The sequence below is a fragment of the Streptomyces sp. NPDC047841 genome, from assembly GCF_040704085.1.
GTDB classification, from domain to species: Bacteria; Actinomycetota; Actinomycetes; order Streptomycetales; family Streptomycetaceae; genus Streptomyces; species Streptomyces argyrophylli.
Genome location: NZ_JBEYRP010000029.1, coordinates 66,237 through 91,633 on the forward strand (window position 1 = coordinate 66,237; position 25,397 = coordinate 91,633).

Here is a 25,397-nt window from a genome sequence, read left to right on the forward strand (position 1 = left end):
CCCCTGTGTGGTGCGAAAATGGTGGGCACTATGAGCAAGGGAATGTACGTACCGAAGGAGTCCCAGCCCAAGCAGGGCGGCGGGGCCGACAAGGCCAGGGACGGCGAGAAGGGCGGCAAGCGCAAGATCGTCGCCCAGAACAAGAAGGCCCGCCACGACTACGCGATCATCGACACCTACGAGGCCGGGCTCGTGCTCATGGGCACGGAGGTCAAGTCGCTGCGCGAGGGGCGGACCTCGCTGACCGACGGCTTCGTCCAGATCGACCGGGGCGAGGCGTGGCTCTACAACGCCCACATCCCCGAGTACCACCAGGGCAGCTGGACCAACCACTCCGCGCGCCGCAAGCGCAAGCTGCTCCTGCACCGCGAGGAGATCGCCAAGCTGGAGTCGAAGGCCCAGGAGACGGGACACACGATCGTGCCCCTGGCCATCTACTTCAAGGACGGCCGGGCGAAGGCCGAGATCGCCCTCGCACGGGGCAAGAAGGAGTACGACAAGCGGCAGACGCTGAGGGAGCAGCAGGACCGGCGGGAGGCGGACCGGGCGATCGCGGCGGCCAAGCGCAGGCAGCGCGGCCACTAGCCGGCCGACGGGCCGACGGGCCTTCTTCCCGACGGGCCTTCGGGCCGACGGGAATAGGCTGGCATCGTCGGGCGTTGGTCACGTACGATGGCAGTGCACTCCACAGAGGGTGTGCGAACCCTCCTCGGAGGGGTTTGAAAAATCAACATGGGGATGATCGGTTTCGACAGCGGCTGTCGAAGCAGGGGAAGCGTGTCGAGGAAGCGGCAATGATCTCGTAAACCATATGTCGCAAAAAATAATCGCCAACACCAAGCGCGATTCCTTCGCCCTCGCTGCCTAAGTAGCGACTTGCGAAGTGTCAGCCCGGGGCTGTTCCCGACCCGGATCCTGGCATCAGCTAGGGAACTAAACCTCTAGACCCGGTCACGGGGTGTAGAGGGAAACCAAACAGTGACTGAGCCCGTCGGAGACTTGTCCGCGTGATCTCCGGGGCCGAGAAAATCGCAGCGGACTGCACACGGAGAAGCCCTGATTCCGCACCGTTGGACGCGGGTTCGATTCCCGCCATCTCCACGAGGCCCCTTCGGGGGGCCGACCCCATGTGGGCGAAGGCCCCGTCGCTTCGAGCGGCGGGGCCTTCGTCATGGGGTGGTCCTGTCGGCGCGGGTGAGCGTGGCCACGCCGAGGGCGAGGGCGGCGGCGGCCACCGGTGCGGCGTACGCGGTGGTGGGGGAGAGGTGCTCCGCCGCCCAGCCGCCCGTCGCCGAACCGCACGCGATGCCGGCGAGCAGGCCCGTCACCATCAGACTCATCCCCTCGTTGAGCCGGTCGGCCCGGGTCCGCCGCTGGACCAGCGTCATCGCCGTCACCATCGTCGGCGCCGTCGCCATCCCCGCCACCAGCAGCGCACCCGCCAGCGCCGGCAGGGACCGGGTGCCGGCCGCGAGCCAGGGCAGGGCCATGAGCCCGGCCATCGCCGCCAGACACCAGGACAGGCGCGCCCTCGCCGGCTTCCGCGCCCCGTACACCAGGCCCGCCGCGCACGAGCCCGCCGCCTGGAGCGCAAGCACCGCACCGGCCGCCGCGCGGTGCCCCTGCGCGTCGGCGTAGGCGATCGTGACGACCTCCATGGAGCCGAACACCGCGCCGGTCGCGATGAAGCACGCCAGCAGGGGCGGGATGCCCGGGCTGCGCAGCGGCGAGGGTCCCTGCGAGCGGGGCGTCGGCGGCGGCTCGGTCGCCCGCTGGGCGAGGAACACCAGCGTGCCGGCGAGCAGCAGCACCGCCCCGGTGAGCGTGCCCGCCTCCGGGAAGAACGTGCCGGTCAGGAAGGACGCGAGCACCGGCCCGAGCATGAAGCACAGCTCGTCCGCTGCCTGCTCGAACGCGTTCGCCGTGTGCAGCGCGCCGGGCTCGTCCCGCAGCAGATGGGCCCAGCGGGCGCGGGACAGGCCGCCGATGTTGGGGGTGGCCGCGGTGCCGGCGTAGGCGGCGAACAGGGTCCAGTCCGGGGCGTCGTAGCGGACGCACAGCAGCAGCGCGAGGCTGCCCAGCACGGATACGACCGTGGCCGGCAGCGCGACCCGGGCCTGCCCGTGCCGGTCGACCAGCCGGGCGAGCCAGGGACCGGCCAGCGCGGTCGCCGCGAGCCCCGTCGCGGTGACGGCACCGGCCAGGGCGTACGAGCCGCGGGAACCGGCGATCATCACGACCGCGCTCACGCTGAACATGCCCATCGGCAGGCGGGCTAGGAGGTTGCCGGCGGTGAAGGCACGGGTGCCGGGGAGACGGAACAGGCGGCGGTATCCACCGGCGTGGCCGCTCCTGCCGTCTGTTCGGCTTCTTCGGACGTCTTGGGCGGTCTCTTGGGGCATGGCTCAACGGTCGCCGGGAGCGGATCACCGGGTCCAACACCTTCTGCGCCCCGATCCACGCGTCCGCGTTGTAAATTCGCCGCCATGTCCGCCCCCGCCGCCCACATAGACCCCCGCCTGCTGCGGTCCTTCGTCGCCGTCGCCGAGGAACTGCACTTCACACGGGCGGCGGCCCGGCTGTACGTCGCCCAGCAGGCGCTCAGCCGGGACGTACGGCGGCTGGAACGGGAGCTGGGCGCCGAGCTGTTCGTACGGACCACCCGGCAGGTCACGCTGACCCCGGACGGCGAACGTCTGCTGCCGCACGCGCGCCGGGTCCTCGCCGCCCAGGACGACCTGCTCGCCGCGTTCGCCGCCGGCCAGGCCCGCCCGCTGCTGGTCGACCTCAACTCACCGGGCCTGGCCACCGGTCGCCGCGTACTGCACCGGGCCCGTGAACTCGCCCCGGACTGCGAGCTGATGGCCCGCTACGAGAGCGGCCTCACGGGAGCCGCCGCCGAGTTGCTCACCGGCCGCCTGGACGTCTCCTTCGGCCGGTTCGCCGGACTGGACGCGGCGCTCCGCTCCGGCCTGGAGCAGCAGCCGGTGCGGTACGAGCCGATGGCCGTCGTGCTGCCCGACGACCACCCGCTGGCCGCGTCGGCGCGGGTGCCGCTGTCCGCGCTGGCCGGCGAGACGGTGTACGCCGGGGCCGGGAACCCGCGTACCCGCGAGTGGACCGACCTGGCCCTGCGCCTCTTCCAGGACCGCGCCATCCGGCTCGCCCCGCCGCTCCCGCTGGCCGTCGGTGACGAGGAGTTCGGCCGCATCATGGCGAAGACCCGCAATCCGGTCCTGGCCGTCGTGGACTTCCCGCCCATGCCGGGGACGGTACGACGGCCCCTCGTCGATCCCGTCCCGCTGTCGCCCGTCTCCCTGGTCTGGCGCAAGGGGCTGGTACATCCCGGATTGACCGCCCTGCGGACGGCGGTGGCCGAGATCGCTCGGGTGGAGGGGTGGTTGCGGCGGCCCGCCGACGGTTGGATTCCGGCCATGGACGAGGACGTCATGAACGGCGTGTGACGTAGGGGCACGGGCGTCCGCGCGTACCCGGTCCGGCACGTTGCACTCCTCCGCGTGCGTTACATTCTTGGCCCGGGCACAGGGTGATAGTGGAACCCTCGGGCCGGGTGGGCGTCGGGTCCGGTCGACGGGTGCCCGGGATCGTGAGAGCGCCCGTGACTGTCCCGTGGGGGGATGAACGCGCGTGGAAAAGTGTCCTGAAGACGCCCAACCCGAGGGGCGAGAGATGGCGTCCGATGGGCGCGGTGAGCCGATGGGCGGGGGCGACGAGCGGATGAATTCGGACGCACGGGTTGCGCAGGTCGCGGCCTCCGGTGCGGGGGCCTTCGGCGACTCCGGCGTCGGTGCGGGGGCCGTCGGCGTCTCCGGTGCCGGGACCGGCGAGGCGTCCGGGGCTGTCGGGACCGTAGCCGAGTCGGCCGGGTCCGCCGGTCTCGGGGAGCCGGGCGACTCCGCGCGGTCGGCGGGGACTGAGGCGGAGGGTGCATCCGGGGCGTCCGCCGAATCGGAGCGGCCCGCTGGACCGGCCGAGCCCGCGGATGCCATCGAGGCCGGCCAGCGCGCCGGGTCTGCCGAGGCCGGCGAGCCCGCCGCGCAGGAGCCCTCCAGGGCCTCCACCGGCACCGTCGAGGCCCCGGCGACCGGCTCCGCCCCCACGCCCGCCCCCGCCCTCACCCCGCAGGACGAGACCGTCCAGCTGGGCGACGTACGACTCGGCGCCGTCGGTGCGGAGTCGGCCGTACGGGACCCCCGTGGCTCGGACGGGCCCGTCTTCGTGGACGAGTCGGGCCGTCGCAGCCGCCGTTTCCGCCGGCTCGGCGTGGCCGTGGCCGTCGCCTGTGCCGGTTACGCCGCCGTCATCGTCGCCACCCTGCTGTCCGGCGACTCCGCCGCGCCCTGGCTGCCGGTACCGGGCCAGCACGAGGACAAGCCGGCCGGCCAGGTGGACACCTCACCGCTGCCCAGCGTCTCCACGACCCCGGCCCCGCCGGGAGCCGGCACGGTGACCGCACCCGTCGTCGGCGCCGGGGCGGGCGCCACCGCCGTACCGGCCGGCGGAGCGCCCACCGGCGCCGACGCCTCCGCGTCCACCGGGCCGGACGGCGGCGGCACCGCCTCCGCGCCCGCCGCCGACGCCGGGACCACTGGTTCCCCGACCCCGTCGGCCCCGGCCACCGCCGCGTCCCCGGCACCGTCCGGCACCGCCACCGCCACCGCTCCGGCCACCGCTCCGGCGGCCACGCCGACCCCGCCGGGCCGGACCCACACCCCGCCCGGTCACACCCGGCGCCCGCACCCCAAGCTCTCCCTCTGACGACCGGGCGGAACACCCCCAGATGGCCTCACACCCCCGCCGCCGTACCCGGCTGCCGCTGCGCTACCTGCTCCCCCTCCTGGTCCTGGTGGCGACCCTGGCGATGCTCATGCTGCGCGGCTACGTGCACAACGAGATCCTCGCCGACCACCGTGTCCGGCCCGCCGCGGCGAACGACGAGGTTCCGCGGCGCGTCCTGGACGGCGGCCCGGTCATCGACACGCGCGACGGCCGCAGCGACAGCCTGCGCATACCCGGCCACCGCATCGTCCTCACCTTCGACGACGGCCCCGACCCGACCTGGACCCCGAAGGTGCTCGACGTGCTGAAGAAGCACCACGCGCACGCGGTCTTCTTCGTCACCGGCGCCATGACCTCGCGCCACCCCGAGCTGGTCCGGCGCATGGTGGCCGAGGGCCACGAGGTGGGCCTGCACACCTTCGGCCACCCCGACCTGTCGTACCACTCCACCCGGCGCATCGACTGGGAGCTGTCGCAGAACCAGCTGGCGCTCGCCGGGGCGGCCGGGATCCGCAGCTCGCTGTTCCGGCCGCCGTACTCCTCCTCCGCCGACGCGATCGACAACCGGTCCTGGCCGGTGACGCGGTACATCGGCAGCCGTGGCTATCTCACGGTCGTGGACGACACCGACAGCGAGGACTGGCGCAAGCCCGGCGTCGAGCGGATCATCCGCAACGCCACGCCGCACGGCGGCCGGGGCGCGGTCGTCCTCATGCACGACTCGGGCGGCGACCGGCACCAGACCGTCCAGGCGCTCGACCGGCTCCTGCCCCGGCTCCAGCACCAGGGCTACACCTTCCAGACCCTCACCGGAGCGCTGCGGGCCCCGAGCGCCGACACCCCGGTCACCGGGCTCGGCCTGTGGAAGGGGAGGGCGTGGATCTTCCTGGTGACGGCGTCCGACGACATCACCACGGTCCTCGTCGCCGGACTCGCCGTCGTCGGCTGCCTCGTCTTCGCCCGGTTCGGCCTGATGCTGCTGCTGTCCGGCGCGCACGCCCGCCGCACCCGGCGCCCCGGTTTCCGCTGGGGCGGGGAACCGGTGACCGAGCCGGTGTCGGTGCTGGTGCCGGCGTTCAACGAGGCCAAGTGCATCGAGAACACGGTCCGTTCGCTCATGCGCAGCGAACACCCCATCGAGGTGCTGGTCATCGACGACGGCTCGGCGGACGGCACGGCCGACATCGTCGAGGCGCTGGACCTGCCGGACGTACGGGTGATCCGCCAGGCCAACGCGGGCAAACCGGCCGCGCTCAACCGGGGCCTGGCGCACGCCCGTCACGAGCTGGTCGTGATGATGGACGGCGACACCGTCTTCGAACCGGCGACCGTCCGCGAACTCGTCCAGCCCTTCGCCGACCCGCGCGTCGGCGCCGTCGCCGGCAACGCCAAGGTCGGCAACAAGAACCGGCTCATCGGCGCGTGGCAGCACATCGAGTACGTGATGGGCTTCAACCTCGACCGCCGCATGTACGACGTCCTGCGCTGCATGCCGACGATCCCGGGTGCGGTCGGGGCGTTCCGCCGCTCGGCGCTGCAGCGGGTCGGCGGCATGAGCGACGACACGCTCGCCGAGGACACCGACGTCACGATGGCCCTGCACCGCGACGGCTGGCGCGTGGTGTACGCCGAGAAGGCCCGCGCCTGGACGGAGGCGCCCGAGTCGGTCCAGCAGCTGTGGTCGCAGCGCTACCGCTGGTCGTACGGCACCATGCAGGCCATCTGGAAGCACCGCCGCGCGGTGTTCGACCGGGGTCCGTCGGGCCGCTTCGGCCGCGTGGGCCTGCCGCTCGTGTCGCTCTTCATGGTCGTGGCCCCGCTCCTGGCTCCCCTGATCGACCTCTTCCTGGTCTACGGCCTGGTCTTCGGCCCGACGGCCAGGACGGTCCTGGCCTGGTGCGCGGTGCTGGCCGTCCAGGCGCTCTGCGCGGGGTACGCCTTCCACCTCGACCGCGAGCGCCTCACCCCGCTCCTCTCCCTCCCCCTCCAGCAGATCCTGTACCGCCAGCTGATGTACGTCGTCCTGCTCCAGTCCTGGATCACCGCCCTCACCGGCGGCCGGCTGCGCTGGCAGAAACTCCGCCGCACGGGCGGGGTGGCGGCACCGCCGACCGAGCGCCCGCCGGTGCCGGAGGCGACACCGGCCGGCTGAAGCCGCCCCCTACTCCTGATGGGTCACGGCGTCCTTCTGCAACTGCACCGCCGCCAGCAGGCTCAGACCCGGCTCGGCCTGGCGCAGTGCCTTGACGGCGGCGACGGAGGCGATGTCCCCGGTGAAGCCGACGTCGGCCAGCCGGGCGCGGACCCAGTCGGCACGCAGCCGTCCCTCACTGGCGCCGGCGGTGGCCCCGACGAGCGCGACGGCCCGCTCCAGCCCCGCGCGCTCCTCCTCCGAAGCCCCGTCCAACGCCTCCCGCAGCGCCGCCCCGACCAGGTCCGAGTCCCGGATCACCAGCACCAGATCCTGCTTCCTGCCGAACCCCGCGAATCCCTTCATACGACCAGGGTGAACGCCGCGAGCCGCCGTCTTCAAACCACTTGAGCAGTTCCAGAGGCTCGAGCCGCTCCCGGCGCCGCGGGGCAGGGGAGGTGGCCGGGACCGAGGTTCGGGGAACAGGTCACGACAGCCAGCGACAGGAAGGAGGGGCGCTTCAGTAGACCGGCGGAAGCGACCCAGGGCCTGCTGAAGCGCGCACAGACGGACGCACCGTCAGGCAGTTCAGAACACCCTGCCGGGGGTATGGAGCATTCTGCTGGCTCAGCCCTGAGGAGCACGGGGAGTGCAAAAGGTGCAAATACGGCAGGGTAAGGCGAATCCGTGCACCGAAGATCCGGAATGCGATCCAATCCCGCGAGCGGAAAGCATGGCTCGAAGGAAGTCGGACGCGGGCGAGGTGCTTGTGACCGTGAGTGCCACGGCCGCCACGTGGGCCTTGGCGCCGTTCATTCAGTCGATGGCCTCCAAGGCTGCGGACGGGGCATACCAAACGGTCCGCGCATGGCTCGGTTCCTTCGTAATGCCGCAACGTCAAAGGGGGAGAAGGGGTGCAAGGCCGACCGTCGTCGTACTGCGGTCGGGAGACGGCAAGTTGAGTCTCGTGTGCGAACTCAATTTGCCCGATGAGGCACTGCAGGCGCTGCCTGCGGCCATCGAGAGGCTGAAGGACTGCGACGCGACCGTGGTGTCCATCAGCATGGAGTGGGACAGCCGTCGGCAGAAGTGGGTCTGCTCCTTCAGCCGTGACGTTCGGACAAAGCACGGAGCGACGGGCTAGCGACGTCGGGGGTGGTGTTCGGGAAGGAGTGATGTTCCTGGCAGATGGGTTGTCGACCGAGATCGACCTGTCTGCCAGGAGGGTCCTCCGTCTCGAAGCGGATACGGCCGGCTGCGGTGGCGTTCCGACCGTCGTCAGCCAAGCGGCGGTCTTGCGCGACTCCGGCTGATCTCGTCCTGCCTGGAATCCGCCAGCTAACGGCTGGATGAAGTGGTCACAGACGGCCTTCCGGCTGTCCGGACTGATCCTCCCCGATTCCGGCAATCGTCAACGCGAAGCGGCCGAGGAGTCGGCTTGCGCCGCGTACAGAAGGAAGTCCGCCCAGGTCGAGGGGGCGAGTGTGAGGTGGTCGGCGGTGGGGGTCTTGGAGTCGCGGATGTGGATGGTGGTGGGGGTGGTGGCTATCTCCACGCAATTGGAGGCGTCGCCGCTGTAGGTGGATTTCTGCCAGGTCAGTTCGGGCATGGCGTGGTTCCTCAGAGGTCTTGTGCGATGCGGTGGATGATGTCGCGGGACGCTTCGGGGCGGAGGGCGCTCGCCTCCATGTGGTCCACCACCGCGCGGTACTTGTCCAGTTGAGCTTCTCCGTCGAGAAACTCACAGCCATGGTGGGTGTCCAGCTGCACCGTGTCGAGCTGGGGCACCGCTCCGGCGACGTAGTCGATTCCCTGGCCGGTGCCGTGGAAGCTCGCCTTGCCGAAGGGGATGATCCGGATGGTGACGTCGGGGAGTTCGCTCATGCTCAGCAGGTGTTCGAGCTGAGCGGCGGCTACGTCCCGGCCGCCGAACCCCATTCTGAGCGCCGCCTCGTGAATGGTCGCGGTGTACGGGGTGGGACTCTCCCGGTGGAGGATGCTCTGCCGCTTGATGCGGTGGGAGAGGCGGTGCTCGATCTCGTACTGCTGGAGCGGCGGGAAGACCGTGCGGAACAGCGCCCGGGCGTGGTCGGTGGTCTGCAGCAGAGCGGGGATGTGGATGACGAGAGCCACCCGCAGCCCGGCGGCGTGGTGCTCCAGTTCGGCCAGGTCGATCAGGCTGGCGGGCAGGTGATCACGGTACTCGTCCCACCAGCCGCGCGTGCGTCCGCCGGTCATCGCCGCGAGGGCCTCCACCAGGGCGGTGTCCGCGCAGCTGTAGGTGCGCGCGAAGGTGCGTACTCGGTCGGCGCTGACGGCGTAACGGCCCGACTCGATGTTGCTGATCTGCGCCTGCTTGAGGCCGAGCAGTGCCGCGGCGGCCGTAGTCGTAAGCCCTGAGTGCTCCCTGAGCTTGCGCAGTTCGGCGCCGAGGCGCTGCTGACGCAAGGTGGGGGTGGTGCTGGGCGGCACTGATTCCTCTCTCGTCGTCGTGTACGCCGTGAGTCACCCACAGGAGGGAACTATCAACCGTTCCCTTCGATCGATGTCAATTATGACATCCCTGCGCTCTATGGTGATGCTGCGTTGCTCAACTCCCCGCGCCCACAAGCCGGAAGCGCACCTGTACCGCAGGCAAAGCCACCGCCCGGCGCGACCAGTTGAGCGAGCCCGTTCCCTTCTCTCACCGGAGGTCTTCATGGGCACCGTATCCCTGCCCGACACCTGGGTGTACGCCCTTCGGCTGCCGCATGATCCCCGCGCGGCACGCGTCGCACGCATGACCGTACGGGCCGTGCTGAACGGGCACGGCAGACACGAAGTCCTCGACGCCGTCGAACTGCTGACGTCCGAGCTGGTCGGCAACGCCTACCGGCACACCGCCGGCCCCGCCTCCCTCCGGCTCACCGCCCTCGCGGACGGCCGGCTGCGGGTCGGCGTCTGGGACAGCCACCCGCGCGTCCCGGCGCCTTTCGGGGATCCCCCCTGGGACCGTGTTCCGGCGGCTCCGGTGGACGCCGAGGCCGGGCGCGGACTGCACCTCGTGCAGGAGTACGCCGACTCCTGGGGCGGCCTGTCCCTGGCGGACAGCCCGCTGGACCGGGGCGCGGGGAAACTGCTGTGGTTCGAGGTGGGCGGGGCACCGCTGCGCCGGACGCCACGTCGCTGTCCGTGATGCCCAGTACGGTGGGGTGCAGGAAGCCGAGCATGGGCGCACGGAGGAGCCGCGGCGTGACCACACAACCGGACCACAGTCACGAGCTGATCCCGCGCCCCGAGGGCACCCCGGCCGCGGTTCGCGTCGCGCTGGCGCGCATCGCCCCGCATCGCCTGGGCGAAATGGAACAGCACAAGGAACAGGCCCTGGGGGCCGCCCTCCAGGACGGCAAGATCGGCCACCTTCAGTACTGGCTCAGCTACTGGCAGGCACAGGTGGAGATCGAGCGGCGGCCCGAGCTGCGTTCCCGCTACCAGGCCGCCCTCGTCGCCGTGCACAACGCCGGCAGCCGGGACGACCCCGGGTTCCGCACGGCGATGGCAGAGCTCCGCACCGTCGAGACCGAGGCCCGGCAGGCGGTGTCCGCGTGACGTGGCGGTGGGAGTACGACCCGGACGAGGCGTACGTCATCGGCGGCGCTCCACCCGCCTTCGTGGCCGAGGTCGAGAAGCAGGCCGACGAGCTGGTCCGCGCGGCAGCCGCGTTCTACCTCGACGGCACCTCGTACCAGGAGGCGGCCCCCGAGGGGAACGTCTCGCACGTGCCCGGCGGGTTCTTCCTCTATCTGATCGTGCCGCGGCACGAGTGCCTCTACGTCCACCAGGCCACCTACCTGTGAACAGGGCCCGGACGACGCCTCACGCGTCCGCGTACTTCGCGTCCGCCGCCGGGTCCAGGGCCAGGCGGTAGCCCCGCTTCACCACCGTCTGGATCAGCTTCGGTGCGCCGAGGGCCGTGCGGAGGCGGGCCATCGCCGTCTCGACGGCGTGTTCGTCGCGGCCCGCGCCGGGGAGGGCGCGCAGGAGGTCGGCGCGGGGGACGACCCAGCCGGGGCGGCGGGCCAGGGCGCGCAGCAGGGACATGCCGGCCGGGGGGACCGGCTTGAGGTCGCCGTCGACCAGGACCGCGTGACCGCGGATCTCCACCCGGTGCCCGGCGACGGGCAGGGACCGGGCGCGGGCCGGGAGTTCCTGGCACAGGAGCTGGACCAGGGGGCCGAGGCGGAAGCGTTCCGGCTGGACCGTGTCCACCCCGCGGGCCTGGAGGGGGATCGCGGTGACCGGGCCGACGCAGGCCGGGAGGACGTCGTGGGCCAGGGCGGACAGCAGGTCGTCCAGCAGGCCGCGGTCCTCCGCGCGGGAGAGGAGGGAGGCCGCGGCGGGGGCGCTGGTGAAGGTGAGGGCGTCCACGCCACGGGTGACGGCCGCGTCCAGGAGGCGGTCGAGCGGGCCGAGGTCCTCGGGGGGCATCCAGCGGTACACCGGGACGGGCACCACGTCCGCCCCGGCGGCCCGCAGCGACTCCACGAAACCGGGCAGGGGCTCCCCGTGGAGCTGTACGGCGACGCGGTCGCCGTCGACGCCCTCCTCCAGGAGCCGGTCCAGGACCTCGGCCAGGGACTCCGAGGACGGCGACCATTCCTCGGTGAGGCCCGCCGCGCGGATCGCGCCCTTCACCTTGGGGCCGCGGGCCAGCAGGCGGACCCCGCGCAGCCGGCCCAGCAGCTGTTCGCCGAGGCCCCAGCCGTCCGCGGCCTCGACCCAGCCCCGGAAGCCGATCGCCGTGGTGGCGACCACGACGTCCGGCGCCCGGTCGATGATCTCCCGCGTGGCGGCGAGCAGTTCGCCGTCGTCCGCGAGCGGCACGATCCGCAGGGCGGGGGCGTGCACGACGGTGGCGCCGCGCCGCTGGAGCAGGGCGCCCAGTTCCTCCGCCCGGCGCGCGGCGGTCACGCCCACGGTGAACCCGGCGAGGGGGCCGTGCTCGGGATGCTGTTCTTCGTCGTACATGGGCCCTCCTGGCTGACCGGCGCGCCGACCGAGCCTGTCAACGATGCGTGACAGGCTCGGTTCCGCTCGATGTCACCGGTGTTACGTCACACCTCGGCGTAGCCGAGCCGGGCCTTCGCCTCCGATGCGGTGGTCGTGGCCGGGACCCGCGCCGCCGTACGGCGAAGGTATACGGCCCAGGTGACCACGAAGCAGACACCGTAGTAGGCGAGGAAGGCGACGAACGCGCCGGTGCCGGAGCCGTAGGAGAGGAAGGACTGGCGGAAGGCCAGGTTGATGCCGACACCGCCGAGCGCGCCGACCGCGCCGATCAGGCCCATGGAGGCGCCGGACAGCCGCCGGCCGTGGGCGACCGCCGCCTCGCCCTCCAGGCCCTCGGCCAGCGCCTTGGCGTGGAAGATGCCGGGGATCATCTTGAACGTCGAGCCGTTGCCGAGCCCGCTGAGCACGAACAGGACGACGAAGACGGACACGAACAGCGGCAGCGACTCGCGCATGCCGGCCACGATGAGGACGGCGGTGGCGGCGGCCATGCCGACGTAGTTCCACAGGGTGATGCGGGCGCCGCCGTAGCGGTCGGCGAGCCGGCCGCCGAGGGGGCGGACGAGGGAGCCGAGCAGCGGGCCGATGAAGGTGAGGTACGCCGCCTGGAGGGGCGTCCGGCCGAACCCGTTCGTCAGCACCTGGCCGAAGGCGAAGCTGTAGCCGATGAAGGAGCCGAAGGTGCCGATGTAGAGCACGGACATGATCCAGGTGTGGGCGTCCCGGGCGGCGTCCTTGGCCGCGCCGGTGTCGTTCCTCACCGAGGACAGGTTGTCCATGAACAGCGCGGCGAGCACGGCGGTCACGACGATCAGCGGGATGTAGATGCCGAGCAGTACGCGCGGGCCGCCGCTCGCGCCGATGACGGCGAGGGCGACGAGCTGGATGACGGGGACGCCGATGTTGCCGCCGCCCGCGTTGAGGCCGAGGGCCCAGCCCTTCTTCCTGAGCGGGAAGAAGGCGTTGATGTTGGTCATGGAGGAGGCGAAGTTGCCGCCGCCGATGCCGGCCAGCAGGCCCACCAGCAGGAAGGTGGAGTACGACGTCCCCGGCTCCATCACCACGAACGCGGCGACGGTCGGAACCAGCAGCAGGCTCGCCGAGACGATCGTCCAGTTGCGGCCGCCGAAGACGGCCACGGCGAAGGTGTACGGCACCCGGACCACCGCGCCGACCAGCGTGACCACCGACGTCAGCAGGAACTTGTCGGCGGGCGTGAGGCCGTACTCCGGGCCCATGAACAGGACCAGGACCGACCACAGGGTCCACACGGAGAAGCCGACGTGCTCGGACAGGACGGAGAACCAGAGGTTGCGGCGGGCGGTCCGCTCCCCGGTCGCCCGCCAGAACGCCTCGTCCTCCGGATCCCAGCGCTCGATCCAGCGGCCACTGCGACGGGTTGGGGCTGGGCCTGTCATCACGCCTCCACGGTGCTCCGGCTGCTCGGTCTGCCGACCGCTGACTCAGCCCGAAGGTAGGCAGGACGCGTTTCCGGCCTGTGGCTGCGGGTGACCGTGTTGGAACGTTGCTCTCACTCGGCGGGGGAACAGCCGGTGAGGCACGCCTCCGGCCCGGCGTTCCCCGGGATCCCACCGCGAGCGTGGCGCAAGGGGTTCCGGTGTCCCCTCCGCGCGGGCACTGTGGGGGAGACCCCGCACGGTTCTGCCCAGGCGGTGACTGTCCCATGGCACTCGGTAGCGCCCCCTCCGCGCCCGCGCCGCGGTTCGACGCCGGACGGGTGTGCCTGGACCTCCTCGCGACCACGCATCCGGGCGAACGGCTGGACGGCGTCGGCGCGCTGTGCGCGTGGATCGGGCGTGCCGGGCTCGTGCCCGACGGTACGGCGCTCGGTCACGCCGACGCCTCCTGGCTGAGCGGGTTCCGGGAACTGCGCGGATGCGTACGGGTGTTGGTGCGCGGGCCGGGCCCCGGGAACCCGGCGTCCTACGGGCGGGCGCTCGGGCGCGTGAACGAGCTGGCCCTCGGTGCGACCCCCGCGCCCGTCGCCGTGCCCGTGGAAGGGGGCGGGCTGGTGCGCGAGTTGGCCGGGCCGCCCGGCTCCGCCGCGCTGCTCGCCCTGGTCGCCCGGGACGCCGTCGAGTTGCTCACCGACCCCGTCGCGCGGGCCGCCGTACGGCAGTGCGAGGGGGACGACTGCCCCCTGCTGTACCTGGACACCTCCCGCGGCCGGCGCCGGCGCTGGTGTTCCAGCGAGGCGTGCGGCAACCGGGAGCGGGTCGCCCGGCACCGGCGGCGGGCGGCGCTGGCGCGGGCCTGAGGGTGAAGTGATTTCTGCAACACCGGGTTTGGGTGCCCCGTACACGGGAATCTTCCGGCGACCTCGCCCGCGTGTCGGAGATGTGAAGATCGAGCGGTGGGAATGTGCGCGCATGTCCCGCTCGTCACGTCAGCCTCAAGAAATCTGTCACTCCGGTTTGAACACCGGGCCGCCCCCGTCCGTACGGGTGGGCGAGCGACCGACTGGGGGAACCCCCGGACACCGGAGGTGGGCGTGCGCAAGGATGCGGCCGTGGCCAATGAACGTGGAGCGAGGGCCCGACATCGCATGTCCTCACAGCCCTCGGAGCCGGATGAGGAGCTGATGCGCGCGCTGTACCGGGAGCACGCCGGACCCCTGCTCGCGTATGTCCTGCGGCTGGTCGCCGGTGACCGGCAGCGCGCCGAGGACGTCGTACAGGAAACGCTCATCCGTGCCTGGAAGAACGCCGGTCAGCTCAATCGGGCGACCGGTTCGGTACGCCCCTGGCTGGTGACGGTCGCGCGCCGCATCGTCATCGACGGCCACCGCAGCCGGCAGGCCCGGCCGCAGGAGGTCGATCCGTCGCCGCTGGAGGTCATCCCCGCGGAGGACGAGATCGACAAGGCGCTGTGGCTGATGACGCTGTCGGACGCGCTCGACGACCTGACCCCGGCCCACCGGGAGGTGCTCGTCGAGACGTACTTCAAGGGGCGTACCGTCAATGAGGCGGCCGAAACACTGGGCATACCGAGCGGAACGGTACGTTCCCGGGTGTTCTACGCCCTGCGGTCGATGAAGCTGGCACTGGAGGAGCGGGGGGTGACGGCGTGATGAGCAGCGGGTACGGGGGGATGCAGGGATTCGGACCGGGTGGTCCGGGTATGTCTGGGCCCATGAGCCCCAGTCAGGGATCTTCGGTGCCGAGCGAGCACGAGACTGTCGGCGCCTACGCCCTCGGGATTCTCGACGACGCCGAGGCAACCGCTTTCGAGGCGCACCTCGCCGGCTGCGAGTGGTGCGCCCAGCAACTGGACGAGCTGGCCGGGATGGAGCCGATGCTGGCCGCGCTCGCGGACCTGCCGGGCTCCGGCAGCACGCCCGCGATCGGCGAGTCGCTGTCGGCCAGACCGAGCCCGCGGCTGGTGGAGAAGCTGGTCGACGAGGTCGCCGAGAAGCGCGCCCAGAAGCGCCGGCGCGGCTTCTACATGATCGCCGCGACGGCAGCGCTGATCATCGCCGGACCGCTGGCCGCGGTGGCGGTGAACGGCGGCTCGGACGGCGGCGGGCAGGTCACCGCGACGCCGGCCCAGGCGACCTTCCGCACCATGTCCGACAAGAAGTCCGCCACGGACGCGTCGACCCACGTCAGCGCCACCGTCGCCATGGCGGGGAAGGACTGGGGCACCCAGGCGGTGCTGGAGCTGAAGAACGTCAAGGGCCCGCTGAAGTGCTCCCTGGTCCTCGTCGCCAAGAACGGGCAGCGCGTGACCATGTCGTCGTGGTCCGTGCCCGACTGGGGGTACGGCGTCCCGGACGCCAAGACCGAGCAGTCGAAGCAACCGCTCTACATCGGCGGGGCCGCCGCCTTCCAGCCCAACGAGATCGACCACTTCGAGGTGGTGACGTTCGAGGGCAAGAAGCTCGTCCAGGTGGACGCGTAGCCGACGTAGCTTCCACGGGCCCCCTTCGCGTACGGTTGACGGCTGCCCAGCACGTCAGAAGGGGGCCCGGTGGCCGCTCAGGTTCAGCAGTCCGCGGTCGGCTCGGTACAGGACGCACCCGATTCCGTCCGCGACCGTGAGATCAGCGTCGAGCAGGAACACCTGGACCGGGTGTACCAGCGCCTGGAGGAGAAGATCCACGAGGCCGAGTTCCTGATGCACGACGCGGCCAAGCGCGGCCAGGTGGGCACCCCGGGCGCGCTCGCCGAACGGGACGCCCAGGTCTTCCGGGCCGGCATCCACCTCAACCGGCTCAACAACGAGTTCGAGGACTTCCTCTTCGGGCGGATCGACCTGCTGCCCGGCAAGGACGGCAAGAAGGGGCCCGACGGGGCCTACACGGCGGTCGAGCCGGCCGAGGGGGCCGTGCGGCCGGACAACACCGCCGACATCGCCGAGACGCTGCACATCGGCCGCATCGGCGTCCTGGACCAGGACTACTCGCCGCTGGTCATCGACTGGCGCGCCCCCGCCGCCGCCCCCTTCTACCGGGCCACCCCCGTGGAGCCGGGACGGGTGGTGCGGCGCCGGGTCATCCGCTCCAAGGGCCGCCGGGTCCTCGGCGTGGAGGACGACCTGATGCGGCCCGAGCTGACGGCCTTCCTCGACGGCGGCCGACTGCCCGTCATCGGCGACGGCGCCCTGATGGCCGCGCTCGGCCAGGCCCGCGGCCACACCATGCGGGACATCGTCTCGTCCATCCAGGCCGAGCAGGACATGGTCATCCGGGCCCCCGCGGCCTCCATCACCTACGTGGAGGGCGGCCCGGGCACCGGCAAGACCGCCGTCGCCCTGCACCGCGCGGCCTACCTGCTCTACCAGGACCGCAGACGCTACGCGGGCGGCATCCTCATCGTCTCCCCGACCCCGCTGCTCGTCGCCTACACCGAGGGCGTGCTGCCCTCGCTCGGCGAGGAGGGCCAGGTCGCGATCCGCGCGATCGGCTCGCTGGTCGACGGCGCGCAGGCCACGCTGTACGACTCCCCGGCCGTGGCCCGCGCCAAGGGCTCGTACCGGATGCTGAAGGTGCTGCGCAAGGCCGCCCGGGGCGCCCTGGAGCTGGGGCCGGCCGCCGCGGCGGGCGACACCGTCACCGGCCCGCCCGCCCGGCTCCGGGTCGTCGCCTTCGGGCGCCGGCTGGAACTGGAGGCCGACGAGCTGGAACGTATCCGCCGTACCGCCCTCGGCGGCACCGCACCCGTCAACCTGCTCCGCCCGCGCGCCCGCAAGCTGCTCCTGGACGCCCTGTGGGACCGCTCGGGCGCCGCCGCCCGGCACACCGACCCGGAGCTGGCCGCCGAGCTGCGCTCCTCCTTCGACGAGGACGTCAGCGGCGAGGACTCCTTCCTCGCGTTCCTCGACGCCTGGTGGCCCGAGCTGACCCCGAAGGCCGTGCTCGCCGCCATGGCCGACGAGAAGCGGCTCGGCCGCTGGGCCCGGCGGGTCCTCAACCCCGGGGAGGTCCGCAAGGTCGCCCGCTCGCTCAGGCGGGAGGGGTACTCCGTGCACGACGTCGCCATGCTCGACGAGCTCCAGGCGATCCTCGGCGCCCCGGCCCGGCCGCGCAGGAAGCGGGAGCTGGACCCGCTGGACCAGCTCACCGGCCTTGAGGAGCTGATGCCGGTGCGCGAGGAGTCCCAGCGGGAGCGGGCCGAGCGGCTGGCGCAGGAGCGCACCGAGTACGCGCACGTCATCGTGGACGAGGCGCAGGACCTCACGCCGATGCAGTGGCGCATGGTCGGCCGCCGCGGCCGGCACGCCACCTGGACGGTCGTCGGCGATCCGGCGCAGTCCTCCTGGTCCGACCCGGACGAGGCGGCCGAGGCCCGTGACGAGGCCCTCGGCACCCGGCCCCGGCGCCGCTTCCAGCTCACCGTGAACTACCGCAACCCGGCCGAGATCGCCGAGCTGGCCGCCCGGGTGCTGGCGCTCGCCATGCCCGGCTCCGAGGCCCCGTCGGCCGTACGGTCCACCGGTGTCGAGCCGCGCTTCACGGTCGTGCGCGACTCGCTGGAGAAGACCGCGCGCGCGGAGGCCGAGCGGCTGCTCGGACTGGTGGACGGCACGGTCGGCGTGGTCGTCGCGATGAACCGGCGCGAGGAGGCGCGGCGCTGGCTGGCCGGGCTCGGCGACCGGGTGGTGGCCCTCGGCAGCCTGGAGGCCAAGGGCCTGGAGTACGACGCGACGGTCGTCGTCTCGCCCGCGGAGATCGCCGACGAGTCGCCGGCCGGCCTGCGCGTGCTGTACGTGGCACTGACCCGGGCCACCCAGCAGCTGACGGTGGTGTCGGGGGAGCGGGACGAGCCGGACGCGGCAGGTGTCCCGGACCTGCTGAGGGACTGAATCCGCGGTCCGGGAATGGCCTTACGGGATCCGTTTGTTAGCCTTGGTGTGGCACCGGCCCGATCCAAGCCCCCGGGCCCAACCTTCGTCCCTCAGAGGGACCACTTGCCGCGAGGCGAGCATGGCGGGTCGGTGTCATAGCGTGTGAGAGACCCACGTCACCACAGTGACGTGGGTCTCTTTCTTTGCCCCGCGCGCCTCTTTCCCCGGCTGATCGATTCTCGTATGGTGGAAGTCGCTTTCCGAAATCGATACCTGCCGGGGAACCCCGCGTGAACACAACGTCCGTAACCCGGGGCGAGTACCACGTACTCAGCGGTAGGTGCGACGATCGGACGGCACAACTAGCGACACGGTGAAAGCAGAGGAAGTCGGCCATGGCAACGGCGCCCAGCGTCTCCTACTCGATGACGATCCGGCTGGAGGTGCCCGCGAGCGGAACCGCCGTCTCGCAGCTCACCACCGCCGTGGAGTCCTCCGGAGGCTCGGTGACCGGCCTCGACGTCACCGCGTCCGGCCACGAGAAGCTCCGCATCGACGTCACCATCGCGGCCACCTCGACGGCCCACGCCGAGGAGATCGTCGAGAAGCTGCGCGGCATCGAGGGCGTCACGCTGGGCAAGGTCTCGGACCGTACGTTCCTCATGCACCTCGGCGGCAAGATCGAGATGGCGTCGAAGCACCCCATCCGCAACCGTGACGACCTCTCCATGGTCTACACGCCCGGTGTGGCCCGGGTCTGCATGGCCATCGCCGAGAACCCCGAGGACGCCCGCCGCCTCACCATCAAGCGCAACTCCGTTGCGGTCGTGACGGACGGCTCCGCCGTGCTCGGCCTCGGCAACATCGGCCCCAAGGCCGCGCTGCCCGTCATGGAGGGCAAGGCGGCCCTCTTCAAGCGCTTCGCCGGCATCGACGCCTGGCCGATCTGCCTGGACACCCAGGACACCGACGCCATCGTGGAGATCGTCAAGGCGATCGCCCCCGGCTTCGCCGGCATCAACCTGGAGGACATCTCCGCGCCGCGCTGCTTCGAGATCGAGGCCCGGCTGCGCGAGGCCCTCGACATCCCCGTCTTCCACGACGACCAGCACGGCACCGCCATTGTCGTGCTCGCCGCGCTGACCAACGCCCTGCGCGTCACCAGCAAGGCGATCGAGAACATCCGGGTCGTCATGTCCGGCGCGGGCGCGGCCGGCACGGCCATCCTCAGGCTGCTGATCGCCGCCGGCGTGAAGAACGCCGTCGTCGCCGACATCCACGGGGTCGTGCACGCCGGCCGCGAGGACCTGGTGAACGCCCCGGCCGACTCGGCGCTGCGCTGGATCGCCGACAACACCAACCCCGAGGGCCTCACCGGCACCCTGAAGGAGGCCGTGCGCGACGCCGACGTCTTCATCGGCGTCTCCGCCCCGAACGTCCTGGACGGCGCCGACGTGGCCGCCATGGCCGAGGGTGCCATCGTGTTCGCGCTCGCGAACCCGGACCCCGAGGTCGACCCGGCGGTCGCCCGGCAGACCGCGGCCGTCGTGGCCACCGGCCGCTCCGACTTCCCGAACCAGATCAACAACGTGCTCGTCTTCCCGGGCGTCTTCCGCGGCCTGCTGGACGCCCAGTCCCGCACGGTCAACACCGAGATGATGCTCGCCGCCGCGAAGGCCCTCGCCGACGTGGTGACCGAGGACGAGCTGAACCCGAACTACATCGTCCCGAGCGTCTTCAACGACAAGGTCGCGGGCGCGGTCGCCGGAGCGGTCCGCGAGGCCGCGAAGGCGGCCGGGGCAACCGTCTGATCAGGGCGTGGCGTACTGTGCAGGGGGCTGTGAGCATCACCACGGCGGCCCCCCGCACCGGCGCGTCGTGGAACCCCGCGATGCCGGGTGCGCTCTAGGGTGACGGCCGAGCAGGCGCTTTTCGTGCGACTCCCCAGGGTGTTCTCACGACTCCTACGGGTGCCGGATTGGCTTTCCCGCCGCAGGTAGGGGCAGGATGCTCCCCCAGGGACTTAGTCCCAGGGGGCACCCCCAAGGGCGCGAGCGCATCGGCATCGCAGTGCCTCGGGCGGCTCCGCCGCGTGGCACACCCCAACGGCAAGAAAAATACGGGAGTAACAACATGAACCGCAGTGAGCTGGTGGCCGCGCTGGCCGACCGCGCCGAGGTGACCCGCAAGGACGCCGACGCCGTGCTGGCCGCGTTCGCCGAGACCGTCGGCGAGATCGTCGCCAAGGGCGACGAGAAGGTCACCATCCCCGGCTTCCTGACCTTCGAGCGCACCCACCGTGCCGCTCGCACCGCGCGCAACCCGCAGACCGGCGAGCCCATCAACATCCCGGCCGGCTTCAGCGTGAAGGTCACCGCGGGCTCCAAGCTCAAGGAAGCGGCGAAGGGCAAGTGACCTTGCCCTCCCAGTGCCGACGGGACGGCGCGGGGATCCTCTGAAACAACGGCGATGGGGCGGCACCCGGAACACCGGGGCCGCCCCATCGCCGTACGGAAACCCAGCCGCGCTCGAAGGGCGGCCCCCTGCCATCCGGCGGGGGCCGCCCATTCGTCGTGCGTGACGGCTAGCCGAGCGCCTTGCCCGGCAGCTCGACCTTCGCGCCGAGCTCCATGAGCTTCTCCATGAAGTTCTCGTAGCCGCGGTTGATCAGGTCGATGCCGTGGACGCGGGACGTGCCCTCGGCCGCCAGGGCCGCGATGAGGTACGAGAAGCCGCCGCGCAGGTCGGGGATGACCAGGTCGGCGCCCTGCAGCTTGGTGGGGCCCGAGACGACCGCGGAGTGCAGGAAGTTGCGCGCGCCGAAGCGGCAGGCGGAGCCGCCCAGGCACTCGCGGTAGAGCTGGATGTGGGCGCCCATCTGGTTCAGCGCGGAGGTGAAGCCGAGGCGGGACTCGTACACCGTCTCGTGGATGATGGACAGGCCCGTGGCCTGGGTCAGGGCCACCACCAGCGGCTGCTGCCAGTCGGTCTGGAAACCGGGGTGCACGTCCGTCTCCAGCGCGATCGACTTCAGCTGGCCGCCCGGGTGCCAGAACCGGATGCCCTCGTCGTCGATCTCGAAGGCACCGCCCACCTTCCGGTAGGTGTTCAGGAACGTCATCATCGAGCGCTGCTGGGCGCCGTGGACGTAGATGTTGCCGTTGGTCGCGAGCGCCGCGGAGGCCCAGGAGGCGGCTTCGAGGCGGTCCGGCAGGGCGCGGTGGGCGTACCCGCCGAGCTTCTCCACACCGGTGATGCGGATCGTGCGGTCGGTGTCCATCGCGATGATCGCGCCCATCTTCTGCAGCACGCAGATGAGGTCCTCGATCTCCGGCTCGACGGCCGCGTTGGACAACTCCGTGACGCCTTCGGCCAGTACGGCCGTCAGCAGCACCTGCTCGGTCGCGCCCACGGACGGGTACGGCAGCCGGATCTTCGTGCCGCGCAGCCGCTGCGGGGCCTCCAGGTACTGCCCGTCGGCCCGCTTCTCGATGGTCGCGCCGAACTGCCGGAGCACGTCGAAGTGGAAGTCGATGGGCCGGCCGCCGATGTCGCAGCCGCCGAGGCCCGGGATGAAGGCGTGGCCGAGGCGGTGCAGCAGCGGGCCGCAGAAGAGGATCGGGATGCGGCTGGAACCCGCGTGGGCATCGATGTCGGCCACGTTGGCGCTCTCGACCCGCGTCGGGTCGAGCACCAGCTCGCCGGGCTCATCGCCCGGGCGGACCGTCACCCCGTGCAGCTGGAGCAGGCCGCGGACGACCCGCACGTCACGGATGTCCGGAACATTGCGCAGTCTGCTCGGTTCGCTGCCCAGCAGGGCGGCGACCATGGCCTTCGGCACGAGGTTCTTCGCACCGCGGACACGGATCTCGCCCTCCAGCGGGGTTCCGCCGTGGACAAGCAGGACATCGTCGTTGACGGTCATGAATCTCGCGTTCCGATGAGTTGGTCAGGGGCCGGCCGATCACTGTGCGCACGGGCCGGGAAGACAGGGTAATCGCCGATCACCCCCCGCCCGTAAGTCCACGGACCGCCCAGCCGCGTCATGGCTGTGTCACAACACGAACCGTTCCCTGCCGGGCACATGGGGTCACCGGCGCGGAGACGTGCGCCGGGGACGCTCCCGTACGCCCTGAGCTGCCTTCACTCCCGTGCCCCCGATTGGCTCCCCACACCGGGGGAAGATGCGGGATCATGTCTGGCATGACCGAGGTGTCCTCGCTCACAGGGCGGCTGCTCGTGGCCACCCCCGCCCTGGCGGACCCGAACTTCGACCGTGCGGTGGTGCTCCTTCTCGACCACGACGAGGAGGGCTCCCTCGGTGTCGTCCTCAACCGGCCCACCCCGGTGGGCGTCGGCGACATCCTGGAGGACTGGGCCGACCTCGCCGGTGAGCCCGGCGTCGTCTTCCAGGGCGGCCCCGTCTCGCTGGACTCGGCGCTCGGCGTCGCCGTGATCCCCGGCGGCGCGAACGGGGACGGCGCGCCGCTCGGCTGGCGGCGGGTGCACGGCGCGATCGGACTGGTCGACCTGGAGGCACCGCCGGAGCTGCTCGCCTCCGCCGTCGGCTCGCTGCGGATCTTCGCCGGGTACGCCGGCTGGGGCCCGGGCCAGCTGGAGGACGAGCTGGTGGAGGGCGCCTGGTACGTCGTGGAGTCCGAGCCGGGCGACGTGTCCTCCCCGGCCCCGGAGAGACTCTGGCGCGAAGTGCTGCGCCGCCAGCGCAACGAGCTGGCGATGGTGGCCACGTACCCGGACGACCCGTCGCTCAACTGATGCCTGCGAGCTTCAGTACCCTTGCTGGTATGAGCACTCTTGAGCCCGAGCGCGGGACTGGTACGGGGACCCTCGTAGAGCCGACGCCACAGGTGTCCCACGGCGACGGCGACCACGAGCGCTTCGCCCACTACGTCCAGAAGGACAAGATCATGGCGAGCGCCCTCGACGGCACCCCCGTCGTGGCGCTGTGCGGCAAGGTCTGGGTGCCGGGCCGCGACCCGAAGAAGTACCCCGTCTGTCCCATGTGCAAGGAGATCTACGAGTCCATGGGCAGCGGCGGCGACGAGGGCAAGGGCAAGGGCGGCGACAAGTAGGCCGCGCCCCCTCCGCCCGCGGACGGTGAGGTCCCCGGGGCGCGCGTGCGGCGCGTCCCGGGGATCTTCGCGTTCCCCGGCCGCCAACTGGTCCAGACCTCTTGTGGGCTCCTCGCGCAGTGCCTAGCCTTCGGGGCGACGGAGTACCCGTGGAGCGGGCGGCACGAGCGTTGCGTGAGGCGCGACGCCGGGAGGGGCTGATGTCGTGGAACTGATTCCGGCGCCGCGCGCGATCCAGGACCGGCAGGGGTCCGCCGTACCCTTCGGGCCCGGCACCACACTGTGGGCCGGCGAGGGCACCGAACGCACCGAACGCTGGCTGCGCGCCACCCTCGGCGCTGCCCTGGGCCTGCCGCTGCGCCCCGGGCTCCGGGACGCCCGCGACGGCGTACGGCTGCTGCTGGACGACACGCTCGAACCGGAGGCGTACCGGCTCACCGCGGGCGACGGGGGCGTGGAGATCCGCGGCGGCGGGCCCGCCGGCGTGTTCTGGGGCGCGCAGACCCTGCGCCAGCTGCTCGGCCCCGACGCCTTCCGGCGCGCCCCGGTGCGCCCGGACACCGCCCCCGGCGTCCCGTACCAGGTCATCGAGGACGCCCCCCGGTTCCGCTGGCGCGGACTGCTCCTCGACGTCGCCCGGCACTTCATGCCCAAGGAGGGCGTGCTGCGCTACCTGGACCTGATGGCCGCGCACAAACTCAACGTCCTGCACCTGCACCTGACGGACGACCAGGGCTGGCGCATCGAGATCAGGCGCTACCCGCGGCTGACCGAGATCGCCTCCTGGCGCGCGCGCACGAAGTTCGGCCACCGGGCCTCGCCGCTGTGGGAGGAGAAGCCCCACGGCGGCTACTACACCCAGGACGACATCCGCGAGATCGTCGCCTACGCCGCCGAGCGGCACATCGCCGTCGTCCCCGAGATCGACGTGCCGGGCCACTCGCAGGCCGCCATCGCCGCGTACCCCGAACTCGGCAACACCGACGTCATCGACACCACCGCCCTTGCCGTCTGGGACAACTGGGGCATCTCGTCCAACGTCCTGGCCCCGACCGACGCCACCCTGCGGTTCTACGAGGGCGTGTTCGAGGAGGTCCTGGAGCTGTTCCCCGCGGACGCCGCCGCGTTCTCGGAGTTCGTCCACGTAGGCGGCGACGAGTGCCGCAAGGAGCAGTGGACCGAGTCCGTCACCGCCAAGACGCGGATCACGGACCTCGGCCTCGCCGACGAGAACGAGTTGCAGTCCTGGTTCATCGGGCACTTCGACGCCTGGCTCGCCGCGCGCGGGCGCCGCCTCATCGGCTGGGACGAGATCCTGGAGGGCGGTCTCGCGCCCGGCGCCGCCGTCTCCTCCTGGCGCGGCTACGGCGGCGGCGTCGCCGCCGCGCGGGCCGGCCACGACGTGGTGATGTGCCCCGAGCAGTACGTCTACCTGGACCACCGTCAGGCCCCGGGCGAGGACGAGCCCGTGCCGATCGGCTTCGTGCGCACCCTGGAGGACGTCTACCGCTTTGAGCCCGTGCCGGACGGGCTCACCGGCGAGGAGGCCCGGCACGTGCTGGGCACCCAGGCCAACGTGTGGACCGAGGTGCTGGAGGACGCCGCGCGCGTGGACTACCAGGCCTTCCCCCGGCTCGCCGCCTTCGCCGAGGTCGCCTGGAGCCCGCTGCCGGCCCCCGCGGACCGGGACTACGCCGGCTTCGAACGCCGGATGGCCGCCCACTACCGGCGACTTGACGCCCTCGGCGTCGCCTACCGGCCGCCGGCCGGACCCCGCCCGTGGCAGAAGCGCCCCGGCGTGCCCGGCCGCCCGATCGAGGGGCCGCCCCCGAACAGGTGACAGCGCGGGGCCGGCCCCGGACGGGCAGAAACCCCGGCAGCATCACCGAAGAGTGGCAATCCGCGCACACCGGCGATGCCGTGCGAAAACGGCCACCACCCTGGTGGGGTGGGCGAATGCCTCCTAGCGGACCCCTGCGTCCGGGCGTCGCGAAGATGTGCCAGAGTTGCGTCGTCCG

General features: G+C 71.8%; 23 protein-coding genes and 1 other RNA gene. 17 read left to right on the forward strand and 7 right to left on the reverse strand.

The genetic code is table 11. From position 1 onward, the window contains the following. Nucleotides 1-42: 42 nt before the first annotated feature. Nucleotides 43-585, forward strand: a complete 543-nt coding sequence (smpB, locus tag AB0947_RS35255) for an SsrA-binding protein SmpB (protein ID WP_366754476.1) — start codon at nt 43-45, stop codon at nt 583-585. Between the two features lie 149 nt (nt 586-734). Continuing rightward, nucleotides 735-1,104: a transfer-messenger RNA gene (gene ssrA, locus AB0947_RS35260) on the forward strand. A gap of 65 nt (nt 1,105-1,169) precedes the next feature. Here the strand turns inward: ssrA and AB0947_RS35265 are convergent. After that, the gene (locus AB0947_RS35265) at nt 1,170-2,402 is read right to left on the reverse strand and encodes an MFS transporter (RefSeq protein WP_366754454.1); all 1,233 of its coding nucleotides are present in this window, start codon (nt 2,400-2,402) and stop codon (nt 1,170-1,172) included. Between the two features lie 84 nt (nt 2,403-2,486). Here AB0947_RS35265 and AB0947_RS35270 point away from each other — a divergent pair, with 84 nt between their 5' ends. The 3 genes from AB0947_RS35270 (at nt 2,487) to AB0947_RS35280 (ending at nt 6,952) form a co-directional block, all read left to right on the forward strand. Next, nucleotides 2,487-3,464 (forward strand): LysR family transcriptional regulator, encoded by a 978-nt coding sequence (locus tag AB0947_RS35270; RefSeq protein ID WP_366754455.1) that lies wholly within the window; start codon nt 2,487-2,489, stop codon nt 3,462-3,464. Nucleotides 3,465-3,690: 226 nt separating this feature from the next. Next, on the forward strand, nt 3,691-4,779 hold the full coding sequence (locus tag AB0947_RS35275; RefSeq protein WP_366754456.1) for a hypothetical protein: 1,089 nt from the start codon (nt 3,691-3,693) through the stop codon (nt 4,777-4,779). Nucleotides 4,780-4,801: 22 nt separating this feature from the next. Next, nucleotides 4,802-6,952, forward strand: coding sequence for a bifunctional polysaccharide deacetylase/glycosyltransferase family 2 protein (locus tag AB0947_RS35280; RefSeq protein WP_366754457.1), 2,151 nt, complete (start codon nt 4,802-4,804; stop codon nt 6,950-6,952). Between the two features lie 9 nt (nt 6,953-6,961). Here the strand turns inward: AB0947_RS35280 and AB0947_RS35285 are convergent, their stop codons facing one another. The 3 genes from AB0947_RS35285 to AB0947_RS35295 form a co-directional block, all read right to left on the reverse strand. Then, the gene (locus AB0947_RS35285; RefSeq protein ID WP_366754458.1) at nt 6,962-7,297 is read right to left on the reverse strand and encodes a hypothetical protein; all 336 of its coding nucleotides are present in this window, start codon (nt 7,295-7,297) and stop codon (nt 6,962-6,964) included. Between the two features lie 1,045 nt (nt 7,298-8,342). Next, entirely contained in the window at nt 8,343-8,540 is a 198-nt protein-coding gene (locus AB0947_RS35290; RefSeq protein ID WP_366754459.1) for a DUF397 domain-containing protein, read from the reverse strand. Between the two features lie 11 nt (nt 8,541-8,551). Further along, on the reverse strand, nt 8,552-9,403 hold the full coding sequence (locus AB0947_RS35295; protein ID WP_366754460.1) for a DUF5753 domain-containing protein: 852 nt from the start codon (nt 9,401-9,403) through the stop codon (nt 8,552-8,554). A gap of 226 nt (nt 9,404-9,629) precedes the next feature. Here AB0947_RS35295 and AB0947_RS35300 point away from each other — a divergent pair, with 226 nt between their 5' ends. From AB0947_RS35300 to AB0947_RS35310, 3 genes are read left to right on the forward strand one after another with little or no spacing between them, the layout of a single operon-like run. Beyond that, nucleotides 9,630-10,106, forward strand: a complete 477-nt coding sequence (locus AB0947_RS35300; protein WP_366754461.1) for an ATP-binding protein — start codon at nt 9,630-9,632, stop codon at nt 10,104-10,106. 56 nt (nt 10,107-10,162) lie between these two features. After that, nucleotides 10,163-10,519, forward strand: a complete 357-nt coding sequence (locus AB0947_RS35305; protein WP_366754462.1) for a hypothetical protein — start codon at nt 10,163-10,165, stop codon at nt 10,517-10,519. Continuing rightward, nucleotides 10,516-10,767, forward strand: coding sequence for a hypothetical protein (locus AB0947_RS35310; RefSeq protein ID WP_366754463.1), 252 nt, complete (start codon nt 10,516-10,518; stop codon nt 10,765-10,767). Before AB0947_RS35305 ends, AB0947_RS35310 begins: the two co-directional genes overlap by 4 nt. A 19-nt stretch (nt 10,768-10,786) precedes the next feature. Here AB0947_RS35310 and AB0947_RS35315 read toward each other — a convergent pair whose 3' ends face one another. Both AB0947_RS35315 and AB0947_RS35320 read right to left on the reverse strand, forming a co-directional pair. Further along, a complete protein-coding gene (locus tag AB0947_RS35315) occupies nt 10,787-11,938 on the reverse strand; it encodes a uroporphyrinogen-III synthase (protein ID WP_366754464.1) in 1,152 nt (383 codons plus the stop codon). 86 nt (nt 11,939-12,024) lie between these two features. Next, nucleotides 12,025-13,398: a nitrate/nitrite transporter gene (locus AB0947_RS35320; RefSeq protein ID WP_366754465.1), complete on the reverse strand. Its 1,374-nt coding sequence runs from the start codon at nt 13,396-13,398 to the stop codon at nt 12,025-12,027. A gap of 266 nt (nt 13,399-13,664) precedes the next feature. Between AB0947_RS35320 and AB0947_RS35325 the strand changes: the two genes are divergently transcribed. From AB0947_RS35325 to AB0947_RS35350, 6 genes are all read left to right on the forward strand, one after another. After that, nucleotides 13,665-14,258: an ABATE domain-containing protein gene (locus AB0947_RS35325; protein WP_366754466.1), complete on the forward strand. Its 594-nt coding sequence runs from the start codon at nt 13,665-13,667 to the stop codon at nt 14,256-14,258. A 228-nt stretch (nt 14,259-14,486) separates the two neighbouring features. Then, nucleotides 14,487-15,071, forward strand: coding sequence for a sigma-70 family RNA polymerase sigma factor (locus AB0947_RS35330; protein WP_009188888.1), 585 nt, complete (start codon nt 14,487-14,489; stop codon nt 15,069-15,071). 62 nt (nt 15,072-15,133) lie between these two features. Further along, on the forward strand, nt 15,134-15,901 hold the full coding sequence (locus AB0947_RS35335; RefSeq protein ID WP_366754467.1) for a zf-HC2 domain-containing protein: 768 nt from the start codon (nt 15,134-15,136) through the stop codon (nt 15,899-15,901). Nucleotides 15,902-15,970: 69 nt separating this feature from the next. Further along, nucleotides 15,971-18,304 carry a UvrD-helicase domain-containing protein gene (locus AB0947_RS35340; protein WP_366754468.1) on the forward strand — a complete coding sequence of 778 codons (2,334 nt, stop codon included), beginning with the start codon at nt 15,971-15,973 and terminating at the stop codon, nt 18,302-18,304. Between the two features lie 377 nt (nt 18,305-18,681). Beyond that, nucleotides 18,682-20,097, forward strand: a complete 1,416-nt coding sequence (locus AB0947_RS35345; protein WP_366754469.1) for an NAD-dependent malic enzyme — start codon at nt 18,682-18,684, stop codon at nt 20,095-20,097. 322 nt (nt 20,098-20,419) lie between these two features. Further along, the gene (locus AB0947_RS35350; protein ID WP_014673024.1) at nt 20,420-20,701 is read left to right on the forward strand and encodes an HU family DNA-binding protein; all 282 of its coding nucleotides are present in this window, start codon (nt 20,420-20,422) and stop codon (nt 20,699-20,701) included. A 169-nt stretch (nt 20,702-20,870) separates the two neighbouring features. Here AB0947_RS35350 and murA read toward each other — a convergent pair whose 3' ends face one another. Then, entirely contained in the window at nt 20,871-22,211 is a 1,341-nt protein-coding gene (murA, locus tag AB0947_RS35355; protein ID WP_366754470.1) for a UDP-N-acetylglucosamine 1-carboxyvinyltransferase, read from the reverse strand. A 278-nt stretch (nt 22,212-22,489) separates the two neighbouring features. Between murA and AB0947_RS35360 the strand changes: the two genes are divergently transcribed. The 3 genes from AB0947_RS35360 (at nt 22,490) to AB0947_RS35370 (ending at nt 25,219) form a co-directional block, all read left to right on the forward strand. Beyond that, nucleotides 22,490-23,062 (forward strand): YqgE/AlgH family protein, encoded by a 573-nt coding sequence (locus AB0947_RS35360; protein ID WP_366754471.1) that lies wholly within the window; start codon nt 22,490-22,492, stop codon nt 23,060-23,062. Between the two features lie 29 nt (nt 23,063-23,091). After that, nucleotides 23,092-23,379, forward strand: coding sequence for a DUF3039 domain-containing protein (locus AB0947_RS35365; protein WP_189294548.1), 288 nt, complete (start codon nt 23,092-23,094; stop codon nt 23,377-23,379). A 205-nt stretch (nt 23,380-23,584) separates the two neighbouring features. Continuing rightward, nucleotides 23,585-25,219: a beta-N-acetylhexosaminidase gene (locus tag AB0947_RS35370; protein ID WP_366754472.1), complete on the forward strand. Its 1,635-nt coding sequence runs from the start codon at nt 23,585-23,587 to the stop codon at nt 25,217-25,219. Nucleotides 25,220-25,397: the final 178 nt, after the last annotated feature.

What these genes read in the sequence shown, in the direction of transcription:
- smpB (WP_366754476.1), top strand. Translation starts at nt 43, where the DNA reads ATGTACGTACCGAAGGAGTCCCAGCCCAAGCAGGGCGGCGGGGCCGAC.
- AB0947_RS35265 (WP_366754454.1), bottom strand. Translation starts at nt 2,402, where the DNA reads ATGCCCCAAGAGACCGCCCAAGACGTCCGAAGAAGCCGAACAGACGGC.
- AB0947_RS35270 (WP_366754455.1), top strand. Translation starts at nt 2,487, where the DNA reads ATGTCCGCCCCCGCCGCCCACATAGACCCCCGCCTGCTGCGGTCCTTC.
- AB0947_RS35275 (WP_366754456.1), top strand. Translation starts at nt 3,691, where the DNA reads ATGGCGTCCGATGGGCGCGGTGAGCCGATGGGCGGGGGCGACGAGCGG.
- AB0947_RS35280 (WP_366754457.1), top strand. Translation starts at nt 4,802, where the DNA reads ATGGCCTCACACCCCCGCCGCCGTACCCGGCTGCCGCTGCGCTACCTG.
- AB0947_RS35285 (WP_366754458.1), bottom strand. Translation starts at nt 7,297, where the DNA reads ATGAAGGGATTCGCGGGGTTCGGCAGGAAGCAGGATCTGGTGCTGGTG.
- AB0947_RS35290 (WP_366754459.1), bottom strand. Translation starts at nt 8,540, where the DNA reads ATGCCCGAACTGACCTGGCAGAAATCCACCTACAGCGGCGACGCCTCC.
- AB0947_RS35300 (WP_366754461.1), top strand. Translation starts at nt 9,630, where the DNA reads ATGGGCACCGTATCCCTGCCCGACACCTGGGTGTACGCCCTTCGGCTG.
- AB0947_RS35315 (WP_366754464.1), bottom strand. Translation starts at nt 11,938, where the DNA reads ATGTACGACGAAGAACAGCATCCCGAGCACGGCCCCCTCGCCGGGTTC.
- AB0947_RS35320 (WP_366754465.1), bottom strand. Translation starts at nt 13,398, where the DNA reads ATGACAGGCCCAGCCCCAACCCGTCGCAGTGGCCGCTGGATCGAGCGC.
- AB0947_RS35325 (WP_366754466.1), top strand. Translation starts at nt 13,665, where the DNA reads ATGGCACTCGGTAGCGCCCCCTCCGCGCCCGCGCCGCGGTTCGACGCC.
- AB0947_RS35335 (WP_366754467.1), top strand. Translation starts at nt 15,134, where the DNA reads ATGAGCCCCAGTCAGGGATCTTCGGTGCCGAGCGAGCACGAGACTGTC.
- AB0947_RS35345 (WP_366754469.1), top strand. Translation starts at nt 18,682, where the DNA reads ATGGCAACGGCGCCCAGCGTCTCCTACTCGATGACGATCCGGCTGGAG.
- AB0947_RS35350 (WP_014673024.1), top strand. Translation starts at nt 20,420, where the DNA reads ATGAACCGCAGTGAGCTGGTGGCCGCGCTGGCCGACCGCGCCGAGGTG.
- murA (WP_366754470.1), bottom strand. Translation starts at nt 22,211, where the DNA reads ATGACCGTCAACGACGATGTCCTGCTTGTCCACGGCGGAACCCCGCTG.
- AB0947_RS35360 (WP_366754471.1), top strand. Translation starts at nt 22,490, where the DNA reads ATGACCGAGGTGTCCTCGCTCACAGGGCGGCTGCTCGTGGCCACCCCC.
- AB0947_RS35365 (WP_189294548.1), top strand. Translation starts at nt 23,092, where the DNA reads ATGAGCACTCTTGAGCCCGAGCGCGGGACTGGTACGGGGACCCTCGTA.